16 protein-coding genes are annotated in these 21045 nt (G+C 64.2%); 8 read left to right on the forward strand and 8 right to left on the reverse strand.

Annotated elements, in window-relative coordinates:
* Nucleotides 1-3 precede the first annotated feature (3 nt).
* Complete coding sequence (locus AB1K63_RS04730) at nt 4-1215, reverse strand: saccharopine dehydrogenase family protein (RefSeq protein ID WP_366958800.1); 1212 nt, start codon at nt 1213-1215, stop codon at nt 4-6.
* Nucleotides 1216-1451: 236 nt separating this feature from the next.
* Here AB1K63_RS04730 and AB1K63_RS04735 point away from each other — a divergent pair, with 236 nt between their 5' ends.
* From AB1K63_RS04735 to AB1K63_RS04755, 5 genes are all read left to right on the forward strand, one after another.
* Nucleotides 1452-2408: a threonine/serine dehydratase gene (locus AB1K63_RS04735; protein WP_366958801.1), complete on the forward strand. Its 957-nt coding sequence runs from the start codon at nt 1452-1454 to the stop codon at nt 2406-2408.
* 74 nt (nt 2409-2482) lie between these two features.
* A complete protein-coding gene (locus tag AB1K63_RS04740) occupies nt 2483-3715 on the forward strand; it encodes a DUF3419 family protein (RefSeq protein ID WP_366958802.1) in 1233 nt (410 codons plus the stop codon).
* A complete protein-coding gene (locus AB1K63_RS04745; RefSeq protein ID WP_366958803.1) occupies nt 3712-4359 on the forward strand; it encodes a class I SAM-dependent methyltransferase in 648 nt (215 codons plus the stop codon). Before AB1K63_RS04740 ends, AB1K63_RS04745 begins: the two co-directional genes overlap by 4 nt.
* Nucleotides 4360-4420: 61 nt before the next feature.
* Nucleotides 4421-4873 (forward strand): MAPEG family protein, encoded by a 453-nt coding sequence (locus AB1K63_RS04750; RefSeq protein ID WP_366958804.1) that lies wholly within the window; start codon nt 4421-4423, stop codon nt 4871-4873.
* Nucleotides 4870-5301: an MAPEG family protein gene (locus tag AB1K63_RS04755; protein WP_366958805.1), complete on the forward strand. Its 432-nt coding sequence runs from the start codon at nt 4870-4872 to the stop codon at nt 5299-5301. The genes AB1K63_RS04750 and AB1K63_RS04755 overlap by 4 nt, the downstream gene beginning before the upstream one ends.
* 1 nt (nt 5302) lies before the next feature.
* Here the strand turns inward: AB1K63_RS04755 and trxB are convergent, their stop codons facing one another.
* Both trxB and AB1K63_RS04765 read right to left on the reverse strand, forming a co-directional pair.
* Complete coding sequence (gene trxB, locus AB1K63_RS04760) at nt 5303-6286, reverse strand: thioredoxin-disulfide reductase (protein ID WP_366958806.1); 984 nt, start codon at nt 6284-6286, stop codon at nt 5303-5305.
* 111 nt (nt 6287-6397) lie between these two features.
* Nucleotides 6398-7186, reverse strand: a complete 789-nt coding sequence (locus tag AB1K63_RS04765) for a tyrosine-protein phosphatase (protein WP_366958807.1) — start codon at nt 7184-7186, stop codon at nt 6398-6400.
* 177 nt (nt 7187-7363) lie between these two features.
* Here AB1K63_RS04765 and AB1K63_RS04770 point away from each other — a divergent pair, with 177 nt between their 5' ends.
* The gene (locus AB1K63_RS04770) at nt 7364-9415 is read left to right on the forward strand and encodes a glycoside hydrolase family 97 protein (RefSeq protein WP_366958808.1); all 2052 of its coding nucleotides are present in this window, start codon (nt 7364-7366) and stop codon (nt 9413-9415) included.
* 35 nt (nt 9416-9450) lie between these two features.
* Here the strand turns inward: AB1K63_RS04770 and AB1K63_RS04775 are convergent, their stop codons facing one another.
* Together AB1K63_RS04775 and bglX are read right to left on the reverse strand one after the other, a co-directional pair.
* A complete protein-coding gene (locus AB1K63_RS04775; RefSeq protein ID WP_366958809.1) occupies nt 9451-11115 on the reverse strand; it encodes a sulfatase in 1665 nt (554 codons plus the stop codon).
* A gap of 5 nt (nt 11116-11120) precedes the next feature.
* Entirely contained in the window at nt 11121-13463 is a 2343-nt protein-coding gene (gene bglX, locus AB1K63_RS04780) for a beta-glucosidase BglX (protein ID WP_366958810.1), read from the reverse strand.
* Nucleotides 13464-13699: 236 nt separating this feature from the next.
* On the opposite strand from bglX, the gene AB1K63_RS04785 reads away from it, so the two are divergent.
* Nucleotides 13700-16687 (forward strand): TonB-dependent receptor, encoded by a 2988-nt coding sequence (locus tag AB1K63_RS04785; RefSeq protein WP_366958811.1) that lies wholly within the window; start codon nt 13700-13702, stop codon nt 16685-16687.
* Nucleotides 16688-16750: 63 nt separating this feature from the next.
* Entirely contained in the window at nt 16751-18247 is a 1497-nt protein-coding gene (locus tag AB1K63_RS04790; protein ID WP_366958812.1) for a glucoamylase family protein, read from the forward strand.
* Between the two features lie 7 nt (nt 18248-18254).
* Here the strand turns inward: AB1K63_RS04790 and AB1K63_RS04795 are convergent, their stop codons facing one another.
* The 3 genes from AB1K63_RS04795 to AB1K63_RS04805 all read right to left on the reverse strand — a co-directional run bounded on the left by AB1K63_RS04795 (nt 18255) and on the right by AB1K63_RS04805 (nt 21006).
* Nucleotides 18255-19121: an endonuclease/exonuclease/phosphatase family protein gene (locus tag AB1K63_RS04795; protein WP_366958813.1), complete on the reverse strand. Its 867-nt coding sequence runs from the start codon at nt 19119-19121 to the stop codon at nt 18255-18257.
* Nucleotides 19122-19124: 3 nt separating this feature from the next.
* Complete coding sequence (locus AB1K63_RS04800) at nt 19125-19916, reverse strand: hypothetical protein (protein WP_366958814.1); 792 nt, start codon at nt 19914-19916, stop codon at nt 19125-19127.
* Nucleotides 19917-20013: 97 nt separating this feature from the next.
* Nucleotides 20014-21006, reverse strand: coding sequence for a LacI family DNA-binding transcriptional regulator (locus AB1K63_RS04805; RefSeq protein WP_366958815.1), 993 nt, complete (start codon nt 21004-21006; stop codon nt 20014-20016).
* Nucleotides 21007-21045: the final 39 nt, after the last annotated feature.

Below are 21045 nucleotides of genomic sequence, written 5' to 3' on the forward strand. Positions count from 1 at the left end.
TCGTCAGAAGTCGACCGGCCCGTCCAGTTCCTTCACCTGCCAGGGCAGGCCGTGGTCGTTCAGCATGTCCATGAAGGGATCGGGGTCCATCTGTTCCATGTTGATGACGCCGTCCTCGTCCCATGTGCCGGTGACCATCATCGCACTGCCGATCATGGCGGGGACGCCGGTGGTGTAGCTGACGGCCTGATTGCCGGTTTCCTCGTAGGCGGCCTCGTGGCTGCAGATATTGTTGATGTAGAACGTCTTCTCGCCCGAACCGTCCAGCGCCTCGCCGGTGGCGATCACCCCGATATTGGTGTTGCCCTTGGTGGTTTCGCCCAGCGTTTCGGGCTTGGGCAGCACGGCGGCGAGGAACTGCAGCGGGATGATGTCCTTGCCCTGGTACTTGACCGGATCGATCCGGGTCATACCGACATTCTGCAGCACGGTCAGGTGCTTGATGTACTCGTCGCCGAAGGTCATCCAGAACCGCGCGCGCTCCAGCTCCGGGTTGAACTTGGCGAGGCTTTCCAGCTCCTCGTGATACATCATGTACATGTTCTTGGGGCCGACGGCTTCGAAGTCGAATTCCACCTTCTTGCCCATCGCCGGGGTTTCGACGAATTCGCCATCTTCCCAGTGACGCGCGGGCGCGGTCACTTCGCGGATGTTGATCTCGGGATTGAAGTTGGTGGCAAAAGCCTGCCCGTGATCGCCGCCATTGCAGTCGAGAATGTCGAGCTGGCGGATGGTCTTCAGCTTGTGCTTCTTGAGCCACATGGTGAAGATAGACGTGACGCCCGGATCGAAGCCGGAGCCGAGTAGCGCCATCAAGCCGGCATCCCTGAACCGGTCCTGATAGGCCCACTGCCATTTGTATTCGAACTTCGCCTCGTCCTTCGGCTCGTAATTCGCGGTGTCGAGGTAATCGACGCCCGCTTCCAGGCAGGCGTCCATGATCGGCAGGTCCTGGTACGGCAGTGCCAGGTTGACGACGAGCTTGGGTTCGACCTTGCGGATGAGGTTGACCATGGCCGGGACTTCCTCAGCGTCGATCTCGTAAGTGCTCACGTCCACCCCGGTGCGCTCCTTCACGCTCGCCGCGATGGCATCGCACTTGCTCTTCGTCCGGCTGGCGAGGTGGATGTCGCTGAAGATGTCCGTGTTCATCGCCATCTTGTGAACGCAGACCGAGCTGACGCCCCCTGCCCCGATAACCAGAACCTTTGCCATGTGCCGTTTGCCTCTTCGTGTGTGTGGATTTGCGGGTGCCCTAGAGCAATGCGCGCGCCGCGCCAATCGATCCGGTTCCGCTTTCCTACAGCCGCCCCGAATCGCTATGAACCTGTGATGAGCTGCCCTCCTCCCCTGCCGTCCGCCGCGCCCGTTTGCGCCCATGAAACCCCCGGTTTTTTTGCCCCTGGACAGTGGTCCAGGTGGTCCATGTCTCCGGTTCCGGACGCTTCGCGATGAGCGCCGGACGGATGCCGACTCGCGACGGGGTACGCGCCGCGGCGGACGCGGTCGGCGCGATCCTGCCGCCCACGCCGCTGCTGCCGGTCGAGATCGGGGACGTTACGTGCCACGTGAAGGCGGAAAGCCTGCAACCGATCGGCGCGTTCAAGATACGCGGCGGCTGGTGGCGGCTTTCGAGCATGGACGATGCCGAGCGCGAGCGCGGCGTCGTCGCCGTGTCGAGCGGCAACCATGCCCAGGGGGTTGCCTGGGCCGCGCGGCGGCTGGGTATCGCCGCGACCATCGTGATGCCGCGCAACGCCCCTGCGGCGAAGCTGGAAGCGACCCGCGCGCTGGGCGCCGAAGTGGTGCTCTACGAACGGCCGGGCGAGGACCGGGACGAGGTCGCCGCGCGGCTGGTCGCGGAACGCGGATCGGTGCTGGTCCACGCCTTTGGCGATCCTTGGGTCATCGAGGGACAGGGCAGCGCGGGCGTGGAAATCGCCCGACAGCTGGGCCGCCAGCCGAGCCGGATCGTCGCCTGCTGCGGCGGGGGCGGCCTCGCGGCAGGCCTCGCACTCGCCTGTCCGGACAGCGCGATCGTGCCGGTGGAGCCTGTCGGCTGGGACATGGTGGGGCAGTCGCTCACCAAGGGACAGATCGTGCGTGTGGCGGACGATCCGCCTACCACCATCTGCGATGCGCTGCAGCCCGATGCGACCAAGCCGATCAACCTCGCCGTCCTGTCGGGCCGGGCCGAACCGGGTGTCACCGTCACCGATGCCGAGGTGCGCGCGGCCCAGCGCTTCGCCTTTGCCCGGCTCCAACTGGTGGTGGAACCCGGCGGCGCAGCCGCCTTGGCCGCTGCGCTGGCCGGAAAGGTGCCTCTGGACGAGGACACCGTGATCATGGTCACCGGCGGCAACGTGGACCCCGCCGCGTTCGCCAGAACGATCACGACCGACGATTAGCGGGGGTTTGTCCTTAAACCGTAGCCACCCGGCGGTTACAGAAGCCCCCCCTCCCGAACCCAAGGCGACTTTCCATGGCAACCCGGCCCGACACCACGAAGAAACCCCGGATCATCGACGATGCGGTGGTTCGCAAGGAAGGCAAGCGTGGCGAGAAGCTGCTCGACAAGGCGTTTGCCACTGCCTTCAAGGGCCTCGTCTACGCGCAGATCTGGGAAGACCCGGTCATCGACATGGAAGGGCTGGAAATCCGGCCCGACAGCCGTGTCATGTGCATCGCCAGCGGTAGCTGCAACGCGCTGTCCTACCTGATCGCGGACCCGGCGGAAGTAACCGCGGTGGACCTCAATCGCGCCCATGTGGCGCTGGGCCGGCTCAAGATCGCGGCAGTGAAGCACCTCGACAATTACGAGCGCTTCCGCCGGTTCTTCGTCCATTCGGACCACAAGGAGAACAAGGAGGTCTACAAGCGCGAGATCGCCCCGCATCTCGATGTGGAAAGCCGCAAGTACTGGGAAAAGCGCGACTTCACCGGCCGGCGCCGAATCACCTATTTCACCCGCGGGATCTACAAGCAGGGGTTGCTCGGCAACTTTATCGGCATCGCGCACCTCTTCGCCCGTCTTTACAAGGTGGACCTGTCGCGCGTCCTTGCCGCGAAGAACCTCGAGGAACAGCGCGCCGTGTTCGAGAAGGAAGTCGCGCCGGTCTTCGACAGGAAGTTCATCCGCTGGCTGACGGACCAGCCGGCCTCGCTCTTCGGTCTCGGCATCCCGCCCGCGCAGTTCGACGCGCTGGCCGGAAACGAGAAGATGGCCGAGGTCCTGCGCAAGCGGCTGGAAAAACTCGCCTGCGATTTCGAGGTCAGCGACAACTACTTCGCCTGGCAAGCCTTCGGCCGCGGCTATTCGCGCAACGAGGACGCGCCCCTGCCGCCCTATCTCCAGCGCGGCAACTGGGACGTCCTGCGCGAACGGATCGATCGGCTGGAGGTCCGCAATGCGAACATGGTCCACTTCATGGGGGAGCGCGAGGCAGGTACTCTCGATCGGTTCGTCCTGCTCGACGCGCAGGACTGGATGGACGACGACCAGCTGAACGGCCTGTGGGAACAGATCACGCGGTCCGCCGCGCCGGGCGCCCGCGTGCTGTTCCGGACTGCGGCCGAACCGTCACTGCTGCCGGGGCGCGTCAGACCCGAAATCCTCGACCGCTGGACGTATCACGAGGAACTGTCGCGCGACCTGACGCAGCGCGACCGGTCCTCGATCTATGGCGGCGTGCACCTGTACGAGCTGGCCGGATGAGCGACCCGCAGGCGCAGGGGCATGCCGCACTGATGGACTCGGTCTATCGCGGACAGCGGCACATCTACGACCTGACGCGCAAGTACTACCTCTTCGGCCGCGACCGGCTGATTGCCGCTCTCGACTGCGGGCCCGGCGATGCCGTGCTGGAAATCGCCTGCGGGACCGGGCGCAACCTCGCGAAGATCGGCAAGGCCTATCCCGGCGTCGAACTCTACGGCATCGATATCTCGAGCGAGATGCTCAAGAGCGCCCGCACGACGCTGGGCGACAACGCGACACTGGCCCCCGGAGACGCGCGCGACTTCGATGCGGAGGCGCTGCTGGGGCGCGGCCGGTTCGACCGGGTGGTCCTGTCCTACTCACTGTCGATGATCCCCGACTGGGAGCGCGCGCTCGCCCATGCCGCCACGCTGGTCGCCCCCGGCGGATCGCTCCATGTGGTCGATTTCGGGACGCTCGAGACGATGCCGGGCCCCCTCGCCGCACTGCTGCGCGGCTGGCTGGCGAAGTTCCATGTCGAACCGCGCGCAAGCCTGCTGCCCGAGGCCGGGCGGCTGGCGGACAGCGAGGGGTTGCGCCTTCGGAGCGAGCGGGGTCGGCTGTCCTACTTTACCCGGCTCGATCTTGGCCGGCCGCGATAGGTTGCGTTTGACAATTGGACGGGCACGGTCCCATCGTCCGGGCAAACAGGGAGAGGATTCGATGCAAGCTCAGATACTGGCCCCGGCCGCAGTGCTCGTCGCGTGGTCGCTGGTCATGCTGTTCTGGATGGCGTTCACCCGCCTGCCGGCAATGAAGCAGGCCAGTTCCGGCCTCGGCAAGGCGAAGCCGGGCGGGCGCGGGCAGGACTTGGAAGGCGTGATCCCCGACCGGATCAACTGGAAGGCGCACAATTACACGCACCTGATGGAACAGCCGACCATCTTCTACCCGGTCGTGCTGATCCTGGCCGTCATGGGTGCGGTTGCGATCGACGTCGTCTGCGCCTGGATCTACGTCGCGCTGCGCATCGTGCATTCGGTCTATCAGGCGACGGTCAACAAGGTCTCCGTCCGGTTTACGCTGTTTGCGCTCAGCACGCTCGCACTGATCGTCCTTGCGGTGCGCGCGATCATGGTCACCCTGTTCTTCGACCCGGGCCTCGCCCCGGCATGACGATGCCCGAGTTCTTCCAGCCGGTCATCGCCCTGATGATCTGGACCATGGTCATGTGGGTCTGGATGTACGCCACGCGCATCCCGGCCATGAGCCGGGCACCGGGAGTAGAGACGAAGAAGCTGGTCGGCACGACAGGCGCGAGCCTGCGGTCGCAATTGCCGGACAAGGTGAACTGGAAGGCGGACAACTACAATCACCTGCACGAACAGCCGACGCTGTTCTACGCGGTGATGATCGTCCTCGCCCTGCTCGATCAGGGTACATCGGCCAACGCGTTTCTGGGCTGGATCTACATGGCGCTGCGCGTGATCCACTCGCTGGTGCAGGTGACCGCGAATGTCGTCATGGTGCGCTTCGCCCTTTTCGCGCTGAGCAGCGTGGTCCTGGGCGTGCTGATCGTGAAGGCGGCGCTGGCCGCCTTCTAGATCATTCGGCCGCTTCGACCTGCGGCATCTCTTCGCGGGCGAAGTCCATCGTCGCCAGGAACCGCTCCGCATCGAGCGCGGCCATGCAGCCCGTTCCCGCGGCCGTCACCGCCTGGCGATAGGTGTGGTCCATCACGTCGCCGCAGGCGAACACGCCCGGCAGCTCGGTCTTGGGCGTACCCGGCTCCACCACGAGGTAGCCGCTGTCGTCCATTTCGAGCTTGCCCTGGAACAGCTCGGTCGCCGGCGCATGTCCGATCGCGACGAAGGCTCCGTCCACCTTCAGCTCCGACCTTTTGCCGGTCTCCGTATCGCGCAGTACCAGATGGGTCAGCCCGCCCGCCAGAGGATCGCCTTCGAAGCTCTCGACGGTCTTGTTCCACATCGGGGTGATCTTCTCGGACGCGAACAGCCGCTCCTGCAGGATCCGCTCGGCCCGCAGTTCGTCGCGGCGATGGATCAGGGTGACGTCGTGCGAATGGTTCGTGAGATAGAGCGCTTCCTCGACCGCAGTGTTGCCGCCGCCGATCACCGCGACCTTCTTGCCGCGATAAAAGAAGCCGTCGCAGGTTGCGCAGGCCGATACGCCCTTGCCACCAAGCTCCTGCTCGCCCGGTACGCCAAGCCACTTGGCCGATGCACCCGTGGCGATGACCAGCGTGTCGCCGATATACTCGTCGCCGCTGTCGCCGACCGCACGGTATGGCGGCCCGCCATCGAGATCGACCGAAACGATCGTGTCCCACATCATGCGCGTGCCGACATGCTCGGCCTGCGCCTTCATCTCTTCCATCAGCCAAGGGCCCTGCACCACGTCGCGAAAGCCGGGATAGTTCTCGACATCGGTGGTGATGGTCAGCTGGCCGCCCGGCTGGAGGCCCTGCACCACGATCGGCTCCAGCATGGCCCGCGCGCCATAGATGGCGGCGCTGTAGCCGGCAGGGCCGGAACCGATGATGAGCATTTTGGTGCGATGGGTCGCCATGGGTCGTTCCAATCGAGAGTCTTGAAGTCAGTCAGCAGCCATATGAAGTCGCGCCGGGTTTCCGCAAGGGCCACAAGGCCGCGGGTGAACAGCCGCGACCGCGGTTCACGCTCACGCCAGATAGCGCTGCCTCAGTGTGTCGGCCAGTTCTCGGTCGACCCCGAGCGCCCGTTCGACGAAGCCATCGATCGACCCAAAATCAGCCTCGACCTCTCTCGTGAAAGTCGCGAGATACTCCTCTCGCACTTCCATCAGGTTGCGGATGGTTTCTTCGTCCAGCTTGCCCAGCCTGGCCTCGATGCCGGGCAGGGACTGGGATTTGAGCACGTCGACCGTGGGTGCGAGATTGGTCAGCAGAAACTCCGCCATCTGGTCGTCGCGGCCGACACCGAGAACGTGCAGGACCAGTGTGGCGGCGACACCCGTCCGGTCCTTGCCGGCGAAGCAGTGGACGAGGCTAGCGCCCTCCCGCTCGGCAAGAACGCGAAAATACCGGCCGAACATCTCGATCATCGCCGGATTGCGGGCCATCCTCTTGTACACCTGCGTCATCCGGCGCCTTGCGTAGTCCGCATCCACGGCCGTATCACCTAGGTCTTCATGCGGCGGGCTCGAGCTGGTTTCGCCGTCGTAGAAGACGACCTCGCCAACGAACCCCTCGACCCGGCGGCATGGATTGCGCTCGCGCTCCGCATTGCCCCTGAGATCGATGACCGTACGGATATCGAGGGCCGCAATCGCGGCGAGGTCGGCATCGCTGGCACCGACATGCTGGCCGGAACGAAACAGAAGGTCGCGTCGCACCATGGCGCCATCCGCGCCCCGATACCCTCCGAAATCCCGGAAGTTGTGGATCCCTTCGGTGGGAAGGAAGGCGGACACGGCGTTGCTGCGAATCATGGCGAGGACGGTGGCAGGTCCCGCCTTCCCGGTGAAGAACTTCCCGCTGCGATGTCGGAACCGCCGCATCCGATAGACCCCGGGTCACCGGATGTAACCGGTTGCAGGACTTCCGGGCTTCGGTCACAAGGATCGCCTAGACGGTCGCCCATGACATTGCGACCGGGGAGAAATCACATGACCGGTCCGCTTCTCAAAGCGATCGCACGCCTGCTCGCGCTTCTGTCCCTTTTTCTGGGGTCCGGTATCTCCGGAGCTTCCGCGCAGGATGGACCCGAGCTGCGAGAATGCTCGCCCGACGGGCGCCTCTGCTTCGAACTCGCGACGGCAGGCGGGATCGCCGTTTACAGCATCGATCGCGATGGCGTTCCGGTCATCGAACCGTCGAAGCTGGGCTTCATGCTGCGCGGAGCCGGCAAGTGGCAGAACGGCGTCGAACTTGGCGAGGCGGAGCGAAGCAGCCGGTCCGAACGGTGGGAGCAGCCCTGGGGTGAGCGCCGCTTCGTCGACAACACCTATCGCGAGATCCGGGTGCCGGTCACCGAGACCGGCAAGACCCGCCGCCGGATCGATGTCGTTGCCCGCGTCTACGACTACGGTGTCGGCTTCCGCTTCGAATTTCCCGCTCAGGAGCAGCTTTCCGACGTCCTGGTCGACGAGGAACTGACCGAATTCACCCTGGCCGGCGATGCCACCGCCTGGTGGATACCGGGCGGCGAGTGGAACAGGTACGAGTATCTCTACAACACCACGCCGGCGGCGGAGGTCGGCGTGGCACATTCACCGATAACGTTCCGCCGGGCGGACGGCCTTCATGTCGCCATCCACGAGGCCGCGCTGGAGGATTATAGCGCGTTCTGGCTCCAGCGCATCGAAGGGCAACGCTTCCGGACCGTTCTCGCGCCCTCGTCCCAGCCCTGGAAGGTCCGGCGTCAGGCGCCGTTTCACACGCCATGGCGGACCGTGATGGTGGCTGCCGATGCTCCGGCGCTCTACGCGGCATCGGACCTGATCCTCAATCTCAACGAGCCGAACAGGCTGGGCGACACCAGTTATGTACGGCCCCAGAAGTATGTCGGAATCTGGTGGGCGATGCATCTCGACAAGTGGAGCTGGAACGACGGACCCAAGCACGGCGCGACCACCGAACACACCACCGACTACATAGACTTCGCGGCCGAGCACGGCTTCGATTCCGTCCTTGTCGAAGGATGGAACGAGGGATGGTGGAGCGAGAGCGGTCGCAACTTCCAGTTCGCGACCGCCTACCCCGATTTCGACATGGACCGGCTCAGTGCCTACGCGGCCGAAAAGGGCGTGGAGATCATGGGTCACCACGAAACTGCGGGCAATGCCGGCCTGTACGAGCGGCAGCTCGAGCGTGCTTTCGATTACTACGAGAAGCACGGCGTGCATTCGGTGAAGACCGGCTACGTCGCCGATGCGGGCGGCGTGCTGCGCGAGGATCCCGACGGTACCGAGCAATGGGAATATCACGACGGGCAATACATGGCGCGTCATCACGTGCTGGTCGCGGAGCGGGCTGCCGAACACCGGATCGCGATCAACGCGCACGAGCCGATCAAGGACACCGGCATGCGGCGTACCTACCCCAACCTGATGACCCGTGAAGGTGCGCGGGGCACGGAGTACATGGCATGGGGAGAACCGCCCAATCCTCCCGAACACGAACCGATCCTGCTGTTCACGCGAATGCTCGCGGGTCCGTTCGACCTGACTCCGGGGATCGTCAGCCTGGAAGGGCGTGACGGGCGTGCCCTTCCCAACACGCTAGCGCGGCAGCTGGCCGACTATGTGGTAATCTACTCGCCACTGCAGATGGTGGCGGATCTGCCCGAAAACTATGCCAAGGCCCCGGACGCGCTCGATTTCATCAAGCAGGTCCCGGTCGACTGGGAAGAAACCCGCGTCCTGGCGGCCAGGGTCGGCGAATACGCCGTCGTCGCCCGGCAACGGCGTGCCGGCAACGACTGGTGGATCGGGGGCGTGACGGACAGCACACGCCGCGAGGTGACTATCGACCTGTCGTTCCTGCCTGAAGGGTCCACCTACACGGCCGAAATCTGGCGCGATGGCGCAGGCGGGGGGATCGACGGAGACCGGTTCGCGATGGTCCGCGAGATACGCAAGTTGCGCGCCGGCGATATTGTGACGCTCGCGATGGAGAGCGGCGGCGGTTTTGCGATGAGTCTCAGACCGGCGTCCTAGGCACTGGTTCACAGACCAGCGGGTCCAGCGCCCCGTTAGTGATGGTCGTGATGCCCGCTGCCTGCTGCGGCATCGGCATCGCGGCGTCCCTTCGCAATGGCAGAGGCCATCGTGACGGGATCGTCGACTGCCGGACCGTCACCGTCCCGGTAGCGGGCGCGAAGGTCTTTCAGTTTCTCCTTCAGACCGCGCACGATCGGCTGAACGGACGGGTCGTCGATCCGGTTGTCCATCTCGCTCGGATCGGTCTGCAGGTCGTAGAATTCCCACTGGTTGATGTCGCCGTAGAACCGCATCAGTTTATAGCGGCCAGACTTCACGCCGTAATGCGCTCGCACGGCATGGAATCCGGGATATTCATAGTAATGGTAATAGACATCTTCCCGCCAGTCGCGCGGCGGTGAACCGCCCGTCACGTCGCGCAGCGAACGGCCCTGGATCGTGGCGCGATCCGGCAGACCGGCGTAATCGAGGAATGTCGGCGCATAGTCGACATTCTGGACCGGTACGCTGACCCGGGTGCCCGGGGCGATGTGGCCGGGATATTGCATGACCAGCGGCGTACGCAGGCTCTCCTCGTACATGAACCGCTTGTCGAACCAGCCATGTTCGCCGAGGTAGAAGCCCTGGTCGGAAGTGTAGACGACGATCGTGTTGTCCGCCTTGCCCGTCGCCTCGAGCCAGTCGAGCACGCGGCCGACGCTCTCGTCCACGGCCGCGACGGTCCCGAGATATTCGTGCATGTATCGCTGGTACTTCCAGATCGCCATTTCGCGGTCCGACATCTCGGCCGCATTCATCGCGTCGTTTTCCGGCTGCAGTGCGCCGAAATAGGTCGCGCGCTGTTCCGGGGTCATACGCTTGAAGTCGTCGGTCCAGGGATTGAAGCGAAGTTCGCTCGAGCCTTCCTCCAGGGTCATCTTCAGATCGTGACCCTCGTACATGTGCTCGTAGATGCTCATTTCCTGGTCCGCCGCGGCGGGCCGACCGTCGTAGTGATCGAAATAGTTTGTCGGCACCGGGAATTCGGTGCCGATGTATTTCTGCACATGGCGCAGGGCCGGCATGAAATTGCGATGCGGCGCCTTGTGGTGAATGAGGATCGCGAACGGTTCGTCCGAGCGCGCATTCTCCTCCAGCCAGTCGATGCTCAGGTCCGTGACGATATCGGTGGCATAGCCTTCCACCACGTTTCGCCCGCCCGGGGTGATGATGTCCGGATTATAGTACTTCCCCTGATCGTCGAGCACGGCCCAGTCGTCGATCCCGGCACCTTCGGGCGAATAGTTGAGGTGCCACTTGCCGAACAGCGCGGTACGGTATCCGGACTGCCCGAGGGCGCGCACCCAGTTCCACTGGCCGTTGTCGAAACGCTGCCCATTGCGAGTGAACCCGTGCATGTGGGAAAACTGGCCAGTCAGCATCGTCGCGCGGCTCGGCCCGCACAGGGAATTGGTGACGTAGCTGTTTTCGAACAGCGCTCCGTTTTGCGCGATCCGGTCGATATTCGGAGTGGGCGCCAGGCGGCCGATCTCCGTCCCGTAGGCGGAAATGGCCGTCTGCGCGTGATCGTCGGTCATGATGAAGACGATGTTCGGACGCTCCGCCTTCGTTGAACCCTCTCCGCTCTGAGCCGCGGACGGCGCGGCCGTCGCCAGCGCCAGGATCCAGGCAAAGCCGAAAGCCGATCCGCGCATCATCCGCCTCACTCCTGGATCGTGAAGGTCACCGGCGTGCTCGCCTCGGCTCCCGAAGACGGCGCGATCCAGAGTTGGAACTCGCCCGGCTCCCATCCGTGCGACATGTCGGCACGCGTGAAAGCCAGATCTTGGGGCGCAATCTCGAAAGTCACCGTGCGGCTTTCGCCCGGCTGGAGCATGATCTTCTCGAAGCCCTTCAGTTCCTGGACCGGCCGGGTGACCGAACCGACGAGGTCGCGCACGTACAGCTGGACCACTTCCTCCCCGGCGCGTTGGCCGGTATTCGTAATGGTCGCACTCGCAGTGATGTTGCCACCCGCCGCCATCTGCGCGGAGCTAAGCGTGACCGGCGAATAGGTGAAGTCGGTGTAGCTGAGCCCGTATCCGAAACGGTAGAGCGGATCGTTCGGCGTGTTGAGATACCGCGAGACGTATTTCGCGCCCGGCGCGCCCAGCTCGATCGGCCGGCCCGTGTTCTTCATGTCGTAGTGGATCGGCGCCTGACCCACATTGCGGGGAAAGGTCACCGGCAGCTTGCCGGACGGGTTGTACTTGCCGAACAGCACGTCCGCCACCGCGTGGCCGCCCTGCGTGCCCGGATACCAGGCGTGGAGGATCGCCGGCACGTTGTCTTCAGCCCAGGTGATCGAATTGGGCCGGCCGCTCAGCATTACGAGGACGACAGGTTTGCCCGTCGCCACGAGCTGCTCCAGCAAGGCTTGCTGGTTGCCGGGGAGGTCCAGCGAGGTGCGACTGGCGGCCTCACCCGTCATGTCCCACTTCTCGCCCATCGCGGCGACGATGACGTCCGATCGCTCGGCCAGCGCCAGCGCTTCTGCGAAACCGTCGGTCTTGCCCTCGTCGGCGAACTCGTAGCTCGCGCCCTTCGCGTATTCGACAGTCACACCGTCGGCAGCATTCGCCCGCAGGCCTTCCAGCAGGGTCACGGGCCGCGTCTGGCGATCACCGGCGGCGGCCCAGCTGCCGATCATGTCCGGCTTGCTGTCCGCGAGCGGCCCTACGAGCGCGATCGACTTCGCCGACCCCACGAGCGGGAGTACATCGCCTTCATTCTTGAGCAGGACCATGGACTTGCGCGCAACATCGCGCGCGGCCTCGAGGAATTCGGGCTTGTAGAGCGTCGCTTCCTGCCGGGCGCGGTCGGAATACCGATAGGGATCCTCGAACAGGCCGAGGCGGTATTTCATTTCCAGAACCCGGCGCACGGCCGTGTCGATCGCGGCGATATCCACGCGGCCTTCCGCCACCGACTGGGCAAGGTTCTCCATGAAGACCGCACCCTGCATGTCCATGTCGACGCCGGCATTCAGCGCCTGTTCGCCCGCCTGCTTCAAATCCTCCGCGTAGCCATGCGGCACCATCTCGTTGATCGAGGTGTAGTCGGTCACGACGAAGCCGTCGAAACCCCACTCGTCGCGCAGGATGTCGGTGAGAAGGTACCGGCTTCCGCTGGCGGGGACGCCGTCGACCTCGTTGAAGCTGGTCATGAAGGACGCGACGCCCGCATCGATCGCGGCCTTGAACGGCGGCAGGTACACGTCGCGCAGCGTCCGGTCGCTGACGTCGACGGTGTGATAATCGCGGCCGGCCTGCGCCGCGCCATAGGCGGCGAAGTGCTTCGCGGTTGCGATGACCGTGTCGACGGCGGAGAGGTCGTCACCCTGGTAACCCTCGACCCGCGCCTTTGCGACCTTGCTCCCGAGATAGACGTCTTCGCCTGCGCCTTCCGAAATGCGGCCCCAGCGCGCATCGCGGGCGACATCGACCATCGGCGAGAAGGTCCAGTGGATTCCTTCGGCGCTGGCTTCCTCGGCCGATACGCGCGCGGACAATTCGACCGCTTCCATGTCCCAGCTGGCCGCTTCGCCTAGCGAGATCGGGAAGATCGTGCGGTGTCCGTGAATCACGTCGTACCCGAACAGGAGCGGGATCTTCAGGCGAGTCCCGTTGATCGCGAGATCCTGCAGTTCGCGCGTGTAGTCGGCGGTATAGGCATTGAAGATCGAACCGACCTTCCCCGCCCGGATGTCCGCCTTGTAGGTATCGCGCATCGTCGGGCCGGTGGACTCCCAGTCGCTCGTCAGCAGTGTCAGCTGGCCGATCTTCTCGTCCAGTGTCATGCGGCCGATGAGTTCGTCCAGGAACCGGTCCATTTCCGCATCGGGTGCGGCCCATTCCGGCTGGCCCGGCTCTATCTCGACCGTACCGGCAGCGGACGGCTGGGCCGACATGTCCCGCGCCTGTGCCGGCGAAGTCGCCAGTGCCGTGGCGAGACAGATGGCGAGTGGTCCGCTCAGGGCGAACTGGTGGATCGAATTGCGCTTCATGGCTTCCCCTCTCTCATGGCTGTGTCCGCCATGTCACTTTCCGGGGCCGAACGGATTCGGCGGGTTGTGGCAAGACTATACAGTCCGAATGAAACCGGTTACAAGATGCATCTCAAAATGTTGATTCGAGCACGGCAGGAGCCGGCCCGTTTTCAGAGGTCCAGCACGCACGGACCATGTGGGGAGAGATTTTGATGGGATTTTCGCGCACTACTCGTTCGTCCGTCGCCGGTCGCTTGGCCAGTGCCTTGGTGCTTGGCAGCACTGCCAGCGCCCTGGCAATCGGTTTCGCGACCCCGGTCGCCGCGCAGGAAGTGAACGCCTCGCTTCGCGGCCGGATTTCGGGCGGCGCCACCGAGGTGACGGCGGTCAATGTCGATACCGGAGCAAGGCGAACGGTGTCCGTCGGTTCTGACGGGCGATACAATTTTGCCGTCCTTGCTGCGGGCGAGTATCGGCTCGATGTGACGACCTCCAGAGGCGTCCTCCCGACCGACGTCTTCGAACTTTTCGTGGCGCAGAATGCGATCCTCGATTTCGACGTCGCCGAACTGCTCGCTGCGCAGGCTGCCGACACGACTACTCCGGATATCGCAGCGGGGGACAACGTGATTCTCGTGACCGGCCAGCGGATCCGCAGCCTGGAAGGCGGCGAAGTCGGTGCCAATATTAGCGAGCGGGAAATCGAAACGCTTCCGCAGAACAACAGGAACTTCCTGGCATTCGCGGACCTCGCGCCGGGCGTTTCCTTCGAAAATCCCGACGGCCAGTCGCGCATTCAGGGCGGCGGTCAGAACAGCCGCACGGTCAACGTCTATATCGATGGCGTCGGTCAGAAGGATTATGTCCTGAAGAACGGCATCACCGGGCAGGACAGCTCGCAGGGCAACCCCTTCCCCCAGCTGGCGGTCGGCGAATATCGCGTGATCAGCTCGAACTACAAGGCGGAGTTCGACCAGGTCAGTTCGGTGGCCATCACGGCGGGGACCAAGTCGGGCAGCAACGAATTCCACGGCACTGCCTTCGTCGATTACACCGATACCGACATGCGCGCACTCACACCGCTGGAAAAGTTCGGCGGACGCGAGAAGGCCGAAACCAAGGATCTCCAGTTCGGTGGCGCGCTCGGCGGCCCGATCATCAAGGACACGCTTTTCTTCTTCGGAACCTACGAAGGGAAACGTCGTCGTCTGCCCGTCGTGATCGAGCCCGGCGCCAACTTCCCGGTCAGCTTCTTCCCGACCGAGTTTCAGGACCTTTTCGGCCCGACCCAGCAGGAATTCAACGAAGACCTGTTTTTCGGCAAGCTGACCCTTCAGGCGACCGACCGCGACCTCTTCGAAATCACCGGAAAGTATCGCAACGAATCCGGTATCTTCCTTGGCAACGGCAGCTCTGCTGTGGAAACGGCTTCGTCTCAGGACGTCGATGAGAAACGGGGCCTGTTCCGCTGGGTGCACAGCGGCGACAATTTCGTGAACGACTTCAAGGCGACATACGAGAGCGCTTTCTGGTCGCCTCGTCCGCAAGAATTCACGCCCGGGCAAATCTATACCTTTGGCGGGGTCAGCCCCGTCACGGGCCAGAATCTCGTCCGCCCGCAGATTCTGCGGATCGGAGGCAGCCCGAACTTCCAGGACAAGGGTCAGGAAGGCTATTCCGTTCAGAACGATTTCACTTGGACCGGTCTCGACAACCACACGATCAAGGCCGGTGTGAAGTCGAAATGGGTCCGGCTCGACCGGGTCGAGCAGAACTTCTTCAACCCGCAATATTCCTACAACGTGAACCTGGTGCCGGGCGAGTTCAACACGACCATTCCCTATCGGGTCCAGTTCGGTGCCGGCACCGGTCAAGGCACGCCTTCGGTTATCTCGAACAACTGGCAGTTCGGCGTTTACATCCAGGACGACTGGATCGTGAACGACCGCCTGACTCTCAACTTCGGTATCCGCTGGGATTACGAGGAAACGCCGTCCTATCTCGATTTCGTGACGCCGGCGGATGTCGTCGCCGCCGTTTCGGAAGAGAACTATCCGAACATCTACCAGCCGGGCGTCGAGTACGACATCAACGACTACATCACCGATGGCACGCAGCGCGAAGCCTTCCTGGGCGCATTTCAGCCGCGCCTGGGCTTCAGCTACCAGTTCCTCGATCAGGGAAAACTGACCCTGTTCGGCGGTTACGGGCGTTCCTACGATCGCAACCAGTTCGATTTCATCGCGCAGGAAGTGAGCATCAATGCGTACAGCACGCGCGAGTTCAACTTCATCACCGGTGATCCGAACAACACTTGCAACCCCAGCCCGACCTGCGTGCCTTTCGATCCGATCTACCTGACAGAAGAGGGTCGCCAGCTTCTGCTCGACAATGCAGGCGTTGGCGCCGGTCGAAGTATCCGCCTGATCAACAACGATCTGAAAGTGCCCTATTCGGACCAGTTCAGCCTCGGCCTGCGAAGCGACCTGACCAGCCTGTTCAATGTCGAGGTCGGATACCGGCATATCAAGAGCCGCGACGGGTTCGCCTATCTTCTCGGCAACCGGCGCGAGGACGGCAGCTTCTTCACGCCGCCCCCGGCCACTCCAGGTTCGCCGTTCGGCTTCGCGCCTCCGGGATGGGGCTCGATCATCATCGGGACGAACGGACTGAAGACCGATGAAGATGCGGTGCACTTCAAGTTCGTGAAGCGCTATACCCAGCAATCTCCTTGGAACCTCTCGGCAACCTATACCTACACCGACGGGACCGAGAACCGTGCCTTCGGCGAATACTTCTCGTTCGATTTCCCGACGCTGGACGATTACACCGTCAAGACCTCGAGCGGCCTGCGCAAGCATCGCCTGGTCATTGCCGGCGCGGTCGACCTGCCGACGGAAACGACGCTTTCGGGCAAGTTCCTCATTTCGTCGCCGGCGTATCTCAACAGCTTCGTCCGTACGCCGGGCGGCAACCCGCCGGTGGAGGTCGTGACGGTCGAAACCGAAGGCAACGGGGATCGCTGGGGCTTCCGGCAGCTCGATTTCGCGGTGACTCAGAACATTCCGTTGAATTTCCTGAGCGACCGGACGCGGGTCTATGTGCGTGCGGACCTCATCAACGCGCTGAACGACCGGAACTACAACAGCTTCAACGGCGTAACCGGATTGCGGAACCCGAACTCCTTCAGCACCAGCGGACCGCCCCGCACGTTGAAGCTGTCGGCCGGCTTCGACTTCTAATCCTTTCTCCCATGGGCGCGGTGGACAGTGGTCTACCGCGCCCCTTTTTTATATCGAGAGAGCATGACCAGGACAGCGATCTTCGCCCTCGCCCCGGCCGCCCTGCTGGCAGGCTGCATGACATCGCCTGCCAGTCCCGGCACGGCTGCCGATCACACCGTCGAGCCTCTCGACCGGGCGGAATTTTCCGAAGATCTCAGCCAGCGCACGTTTCGCTATTTCTGGGAAACGACCGACACACAGCGCTGTCTCGCGCCCGATAGATGGCCGAGCAATCCGTTCTCATCCATCGCCGCCACCGGTTTCGCCCTCACCGCATACGGCATCGGTGCGGAACGCGGTTACGTGACGCGGGAGGAAGCGGCCCGGCGCACGCGCGACTGCATGGAATTCTACTGGGAAGCGCCGCAGGGACCCGAAGTCAGCGGGACGGCCGGGCACAAGGGTTTCTTCTACCATTTCCTCAACAACGAGGACGGGACCCGGCGCGGGAATACCGAACTGTCCACCGTCGATACGGCGCTGCTCCTCGGCGGCATCCTTTTCGCGCAAAGCTATTTCGACCGTGACGATCCGGTCGAGGCGGAAATCCGCGATCTGGCGGAGCGGATCTATCGCCGCGTGGACTGGACCTTCGTCCAGCGCGAAAACAGCGCGATCCCGTCGGCGAACGGCGGCAGCGGCAAGGCCATCGTCATGGGCTGGTATCCCGAACGCGGCGATGGCGGCGATTTCGGCACGCACGACTGGGTCGGCTACAACGAGGGCATGCTGGTCTACATCCTGGCCGCGGGGTCACCGACCCATCCGGTCGGCAAGGAAGCCTGGGATACCGGCTGGGCCGCCCGTCTCGAAGAGGACTGGGGCTCGTTCTACGGCTACGAGCACCTCCAGTTCGAGCCGCTGTTCGGCCACCAGTACAGCCATGTCTGGGTCGATTTTCGCGGCATCCGCGACGAGTTCATGCGTGGCAAGGGTATCGACTATTTCGAGAACAGCCGCCGCGCGACCCTGAGCCAGCGGGCTTACGGCGCCGACAATCCGAACAGGTGGGTCGGATATTCGGGGGATGTCTGGGGCTGGACTGCATCGGACGGTCCGACTGCCGCGGCAAACGGCCGGGAGGTGAACGGCACGCCGCGCACCTTCATGGGCTATTCTGCGCGCGGCGCGAGCGCGATCCGAGTGGTGGACGACGGCACCATCGTGCCCACCGCGGCCGGAGGATCGATCCCCTTCGCTCCCGAGGCGACCATCCCGGCACTCATGAACATGCGCGCTGCCTACGGGCACAGGCTCTATACCCGCTACGGGTTCAAGGATGCCTTCAATCCCAGCTACACCTTCGTCAACGCCGGCAGCCGCAGCGGCACTGTCGATCCAACCACGGGCTGGGTCGCAAGCGACCATCTGGGCATCGACCAGGGCCCCATCCTCGCCATGATGGAAAACCATCGCAGCGGGCTCGTATGGGAGACGATGCGGAAAAACCCCCACGTCCGCCGCGGGCTCGAACGGCTCGGCTTCACCGGCGGCTGGCTGGAGGAAGAGGCCGAGTGATTCGGCCTCAGTCCTCGATGAGCAGATCCACCAGCACGGGGTAGTGATCCGAGGGCAGACGCCCGCCCCAGTGCTGCGTCAGAACCGCGTATGATGCGACCGAGACGCCCGGCGACACGAAGACGTGGTCGATCGGCTGCTCCGCGTTGCGCGCGATATCGAACCCGGAGAACGTGCCGGTCGGTCCGTAAGGCGCCCTTTTGCTGGCACCCCGCGTATCGACGAGGCCGAATTGCGCGTCCGAAATCACGGCGTAGGGCTCGGATCCGGGAGCCGAATTGAGGTCTCCCATCACGATGACCGGTATGCCGGCGGCGATACTGGCGCTGGCCCATTCGCCGATAAGGCGGGCGGATTCTGCCCTCGCCCGTTCGCCGACATGGTCGAAATGGGTGTTGAGAACTCTCAACTGTTGTCCGCTCCTGCGATCCTGCACTTCGGCCCAAGTCGCGATGCGGGGCAAGGCGGCGTCCCATCCGGTCGACGGTTTTCCGGGCGTTTCGGACAGCCAGAACGTGCCGCTGTCGAGCAACGCGTAGCGGGTCCGGTCTATGAAAAGCGGCGAGAATTCGCCGCCCGCCACCCCATCGTCGCGCCCTACCCCCACGACGTCATACTGCGGGAGGGCAGCTTCGAGGTACTGCTTCTGGCTCAAAAGGACTTCCTGCATGCCCAGCAAATGCGGTCGTTCATGGCTGATCAGGGCCGCGACCATTTCCTTGCGGTGGGGCCAGGCGTTGGGGCCATCCGACTGGGTGTCGAGACGAATGTTGAAGGTCATGGCCCGAACGGGTTCCGGGGTGGCGGTCGGCGCCGGCGTGTGGACGCAGGCGGCCAGAGCCAGCAGAAAGAGCAGCGAGAACAGTCTTTTCATCGCCTATTTCTCCCCGATTTCGGACATTTTCCGGTGCTTCAGGAGCCAGAGGTAGAGGGCGGGATCGGCGTAGGCGGGGTCCCAGGAGTTGTGGCCAAGGTCGGGGTAGATGGTCAGGCGGCTCCGGCGGCCGCCGCAGGCGCGGATCGCGCGCGACATGGCGAAACTGCCTTCCGGCACGACCACGTCGTCCCGGTCTCCGTGAAAGGCCCAGACCGGTATTTCCGTGAGATTGCAGGCGGTTGCCTCATCCCCGCGGCCGGCGACCGGGGCGATGGCGGCGAACAGGCCGGGCTCCTGCGCGGCCCAGCGCCAGGTGGCATGCCCGCCCCTGCTGAGCCCGGTGAGGTAGATCCGGTCCGGGTCGACAGGGTGCGATTGAAGCGCTCGATCCAGTATCGCACGCAGTTTTTCGATGTTCCAATCCTCGTCCGACGGCAGCAGCGGCGAAATCAGGATGAAGGGAAAGTCCGGATCGGCATCCGCCACCTTGGGAGGACCATGCACTTTCACCCGCGCCACGTCCGATCCGCGCTCTCCGGAGCCGTGAAGGAAGATCATCAGCGGCCACAGCTTGCGGTCCTCCGGATCCTGCGCGGCGAGTGCGCGGGGGACATGCAGCTGCCACTCATAGCCGCCCTCTTCCACCGGTGCCTGGGGGAACTGGCCCGCCACCAGGGGCGCGTCCGGCGCGGGGTTCGCGGAAGCCGATGTCATGCCCGCACAGCCCGCGATTGCCAGGGCCAGCGGCGCGAGGATTGCCAGCCGGACGGGCCGGCGGGAAAGCGTGGGCATGGGCGGGCGTCCTTCATGAAAGTAACCGGTTACATGCATACTCGCAGAGCGTCGCGTGCTGGCAAGGACTTTCTCCCCTGTGCGAACCTGTGCGGAGCTATCCGACGGTGGAGCTGCGGATCGCCAGCGTGGGCGGAATGATCAGCGAATCCTCCGCCCCGATCTCTTCGCCCTTCAGCATGCGCAACACCATCAGCGCGGCGGCGGAGCCGAGCCGGGTGATGTCGGAATGCACCGTCGTCAGCTGCGGCGTGACGTAGCGCGCCAGCGGGATGTCGTCGAAGCCGGCGACCAGCAGGTCCTTGCCCGGCTCCACCCCCTGCTCGCGCAGTTCGGCCATCAGGTCGATCGCCATCAGGTCGTTGCCGGCAAAGACCGCGTCGAACCGGATCTTGTCGCTCAGCAGCAGCCGCGCGGCGTGCCGCCCCGCATCCTCACGGAAGGTGCCGGGAATGACGTAGGGCTGCGTCTCGCCCAGTCTTTCGCGCAGGCTGTCGCGATAGCCGCGCTGGCGTTCGCCCGCATCGCGGTTGCTGGACGGCCCGCCGATATGGACGATGCGGCGCGCGCCGCAGTCGATCAGGTGGTCGGTCACCATCCGCGCGCCCGCGTAATTGTCCACCGTGACGTAGGGAAAGCCCTTGGCGCTGCCATGGGCGTTGAGGAGCACGGTGGGAATGTCCTTGGCCAGCGCCTCGTCCATCGCGTCGGCGCTGGAATTGGGCGGCATGACCAGCAGGCCGTCCACCCGCCCGCGCATCGCGCGGATCGCCTGCCCGGTTTCCTGCGCGCTGCCGTGCATATTGCCCAGCAGCAGCGTCTTGCCCGCGCCGTGGACCACCAGGTCGATGCCGCGAATGATTTCGGAAAAGAACTCGCCGAAAAGGTCCGGCAGGATCACGCCGATCGTGTCGGTCTTGCGCCGGGTGAGGCTGCGCGCGCCGCTGTGCGGCACGTAATTCAGTTCCGCCGCCTTCGCCTCGATCTTTTCGCGCGTGGCGCGCGTGACGTTGTCCATGCCGTTGAGGGCACGCGATGCGGTGGCGACGGATACGCCGGCCGCCTTGGCCACTTCCCGGATCGTTACCATTGTCCCCTCATCCCAGTCGTTTAGCCCCTTTCCCGCCCG

This window comes from Qipengyuania sp. JC766, assembly GCF_040717445.1.
Classification (GTDB): Bacteria; Pseudomonadota; Alphaproteobacteria; order Sphingomonadales; family Sphingomonadaceae; genus JC766.